The organism is Neisseria sp. 27098_8_139, assembly GCF_041433195.1.
GTDB lineage: Bacteria > Pseudomonadota > Gammaproteobacteria > Burkholderiales > Neisseriaceae > Neisseria > Neisseria subflava.
In genome coordinates, this window is record NZ_JAPWBA010000031.1 from 1 (window position 1) to 3592 (window position 3592).

Here is a 3592-nt window from a genome sequence, read left to right on the forward strand (position 1 = left end):
CGGCGTGCCAGGGAGGTGACGCTTTCCTTCCCCTGCGTGTAGGCCAGCCAAATGGCTTGGCGGTGGTGCGGGGTGAGACGGGTGTTTTTGTGCATGTTCATGTTTCAGTATTCTCCTGGAAATACTGTAAACAACGCTACTAGTTTCTACAAATGGTTTTACAAGCCGAATACGGCAATATCGCCCTTGCCTTGACGAATCAGCTCAGTACCATCGGTCATATCGATAACCGTCGTCGGCTCAGTACCGCACCAGCCGCCATCAATAACCAAATCGACAGCATGCTCAAGACGGTCTCGGATCTCGTATGGATCGGTCAATGGCTCGTCGTCTTCGGGCAGCATGAGGGTGCAACTTAAAATAGGTTCGCCCAATTCTTGCAAAAGTGCCAAGGCAGTGGCGTTATCAGGAACACGCAGGCCGATGGTTTTGCGCTTGGGATGAAGCGTGCGATTGGGTACTTCTTTGGTTGCCTGCAGGATAAAGGTGTAGCTGCCGGGCGTAGCTGCTTTGAGCTGGCGGAATTGGGCATTATCCACTTTGGCGTAAGTACCCAATTCGCTCAAATCAGCACACATCAGGGTCAGATGGTGTTTTTGATCGATTTTGCGAATCGTGAGAATACGCTCCATCGCGTTTTTGTCGCCGAGTTTGCAACCTAGCGCATAGCAGGAATCCGTAGGGTAAACGATAACGCCGCCACTGCGGACAATATCGGCGGCTTGCTTGATGAGGCGGTCTTGGGGATTATCGGGATGGATGGCGAAAAATTGTGCCATGTTTTTTCCTTATCATTCTAATGGTTTGTTGTTTGACATTTTAAAACTTATTTGGCCGTCTGAATATTGGATTTCCACCACAATGAATGGATTTAGCCTCAGCTACAACACAGCTGCACCTAGTGATACCTTATATATCATTTTGATTTACCGGCCGATATCGAAAGTCAATTTAATACGCTATATAATGCGTTATTTTGTTTGAAAGTCATCTCAATGTCTGCCTCTTCCCTACCTTCCCGCCGCTTGTCTGTCGCACCTATGCTCGATTGGACAGACAGACACTATCGCTTTATGGCGCGACAAATTACACGCAATGCTTGGCTTTATAGCGAAATGGTCAATTCAGGCGCGGTGGTTTACGGAGATAAAGACCGCTTCTTGAGTTTCAACGAAGGCGAGCAACCGGTAGCTTTACAGCTTGGCGGCTCAGATCCGCATGACTTGGCAATCGCTGCCAAAGCGGCTGAGGCGTATGGCTATAACGAAGTTAACCTAAATTGCGGCTGCCCCAGCCCACGCGTACAAAAAGGCGCTTTCGGCGCTTGCCTGATGAATGATGTAGATTTGGTGGCAGATTGTTTGAACGCGATGCAGGATGCAGTTGAAATTCCGGTAACGGTCAAACACCGCATCGGCGTAGACAGACAGACAGAATATCAAGTTGTGGCAGATTTTGTGGGAACGCTTCGCGAAAAAACAGCCTGTCGCACATTTATCGTCCATGCGCGTAATGCTTGGCTGGACGGTTTATCCCCAAAAGAAAACCGCGAAGTTCCGCCACTCAAATATGAATACGTCTACCGCTTGAAACAAGAGTTTCCCGACTTGGAAATTTTGATTAACGGTGGTATTACCACCAACGAAGAAATCGCCGAACATCTGAAATTTGTAGACGGCGTCATGATCGGGCGCGAGGCTTATCACAATCCGATGCTGATGCGCGATTGGGATGCACTGTTTTACAACAACACACACGCGCCAATCCAATATGCTGATTTAGCAGCTTGGCTATACGCATACAGCCGCGAACAAATCGCCTCAGGGCGCGGTACCATTCTGCGCCACATCGTCCGCCATGCACTAGGCTTAATGCACGGCCTAAAAAATGCCCGTACTTGGCGCCGTATGCTCTCAGATGCCGCCTTGCTGAAAGACAACGACGGCAGCCTGATTTTAGACGCATGGAAAGAAGTCGAACGCGCAAATATTTGGGATTAATGGCGTATAGTGTGAATAAATGAAAGGCCGTCTGAAACATCAAATGATGTTTCAGACGGCCTTTTAAATTGCAACAGACTGCTAAAGATATATTCATTTTCTCTTTAGCTACTATAACGATTAATTCATCGAATCAAACCAACACATAATCTAAGCATAAAAAAATGCGGCCTAAATTAGGCCGCATTTACTTTACTTCGTCTTTTCAGACGGCCTTTTCAGGCCGTCTGAAAGTCAGATTACCATTGGTAACCAACTGCTACGGTAGCACCGAAGTGACCACGTGAGTTGCCGGAAGCAGTACCTTTGATGATCCAGTGACCACCATCGGAAATGCTAGAGAGGCCGACAGCGTAACCAGTTTCACCGCGGTAGTGACTGCCACCGATAGCCAGCATGCTCTTACCTGGCAAGTAAGCTTGTGGCAGACCGGCAGTAGCCAGAGCTTGAGCCACACCTGCGCGGGCGTTGTTGTCAACCTTGTTCACACTGCTGTTCACATCGCCGAATTTTTGGTTCAGCTGGTCAACGTTAACCGCATCGGTACCGTTCTTACCTGGAGCAACATTTTTAATAGTAGTGTTGCCGGCATCGATACCATCTTTGTTGATGGTTACAGGACCTGCCTTCAGTTCATTAGTAGTAACACTGTTAACGGTCAGATCAGGGTTCAAGCTGGCTTTCAGCGCATCGCCGTCTTTCTTAACGAAGATGTTTTGAACTTCTTTCTCTGAAGTCTTACCGGTTGCTTTGTCGAATACTTGAACTTTAGTACCCGCATCACCTTTAATCTGAATAGTGTTATTCAGTTTTTTGGAGATAGAGCCGTCAGTAGTACCAGTTTCGTCAACCAGACCGAAGGTGCCATCAGCATCTTTACCGTCTTTACCGTCTTTACCGTCTTTCACGGTTGCAGTAGTAGTAGAGATGACTTTACCGTCTTTATCGAAGTTGTTGATAGTAATGGTAGAAGTACCTTTAGCTTCATCACGCTCAACTTTACCTTCAGCAGACTTACCGTTTTCACCGGTATCACCTTTAGCACCAGTTGCACCGGTAGCACCAGTTGCACCGGTAGCACCAGTAGCACCGGTATCGCCTTTAGCACCAGTTGCGCCGGTAGCACCGGTATCGCCTTTAGCACCAGTTGCGCCGGTAGCACCGGTATCGCCTTTAGCACCAGTTGCACCGGTAGCACCGGTAGCACCGGTAGCACCGGTAGCACCGGTAGCACCGGTATCACCTTTAGCACCAGTTGCACCGGTATCACCTTTAGCACCAGTTGCACCAGTATCGCCTTTAGCACCAGTAGCACCGGTATCACCTTTAGCACCAGTTGCACCAGTATCGCCTTTAGCACCAGTAGCACCGGTATCACCTTTAGCACCAGTTGCACCGGTATCACCTTTAGCACCAGTTGCACCAGTATCGCCTTTAGCACCAGTTGCACCAGTATCGCCTTTAGCACCAGTTGCACCAGTATCGCCTTTAGCACCAGTTGCGCCGGTTACGCCGGTGTCACCTTTTTCGCCTTTGTCGCCGGTTGCACCGGTATCGCCTTTAGCACCGGTAGCACCAGTAGCGCCGGTGTC

Annotated in this window: 3 protein-coding genes and 1 pseudogene; 1 reads left to right on the top strand and 3 read right to left on the bottom strand. The window is 49.0% G+C overall.

Translation table 11 applies throughout. The annotated features are described in order from the left end of the window. Window positions 1-101: pseudogene (locus O3660_RS11510) on the bottom strand (IS481 family transposase); the annotation flags it as partial. Window positions 102-158: 57 nt separating this feature from the next. Beyond that, the gene (locus tag O3660_RS11515) at window positions 159-779 is read right to left on the bottom strand and encodes an L-threonylcarbamoyladenylate synthase (protein ID WP_003680049.1); all 621 of its coding nucleotides are present in this window, start codon (window positions 777-779) and stop codon (window positions 159-161) included. 216 nt (window positions 780-995) lie between these two features. Between O3660_RS11515 and dusA the strand changes: the two genes are divergently transcribed. Beyond that, entirely contained in the window at window positions 996-2000 is a 1005-nt protein-coding gene (gene dusA, locus O3660_RS11520) for a tRNA dihydrouridine(20/20a) synthase DusA (protein ID WP_049329385.1), read from the top strand. Window positions 2001-2239: 239 nt separating this feature from the next. On the opposite strand, the gene O3660_RS11525 is transcribed toward dusA, so the two are convergent. Continuing rightward, on the bottom strand, window positions 2240-3592 hold a 1353-nt coding region (locus tag O3660_RS11525; RefSeq protein WP_371465006.1), incomplete at its 5' end, for a YadA family autotransporter adhesin.

Excerpts from the sequence above, each read along its gene's own strand:
- O3660_RS11515 (WP_003680049.1), bottom strand. The coding sequence starts at position 779 with ATGGCACAATTTTTCGCCATCCATCCCGATAATCCCCAAGACCGCCTC.
- dusA (WP_049329385.1), top strand. The coding sequence starts at position 996 with ATGTCTGCCTCTTCCCTACCTTCCCGCCGCTTGTCTGTCGCACCTATG.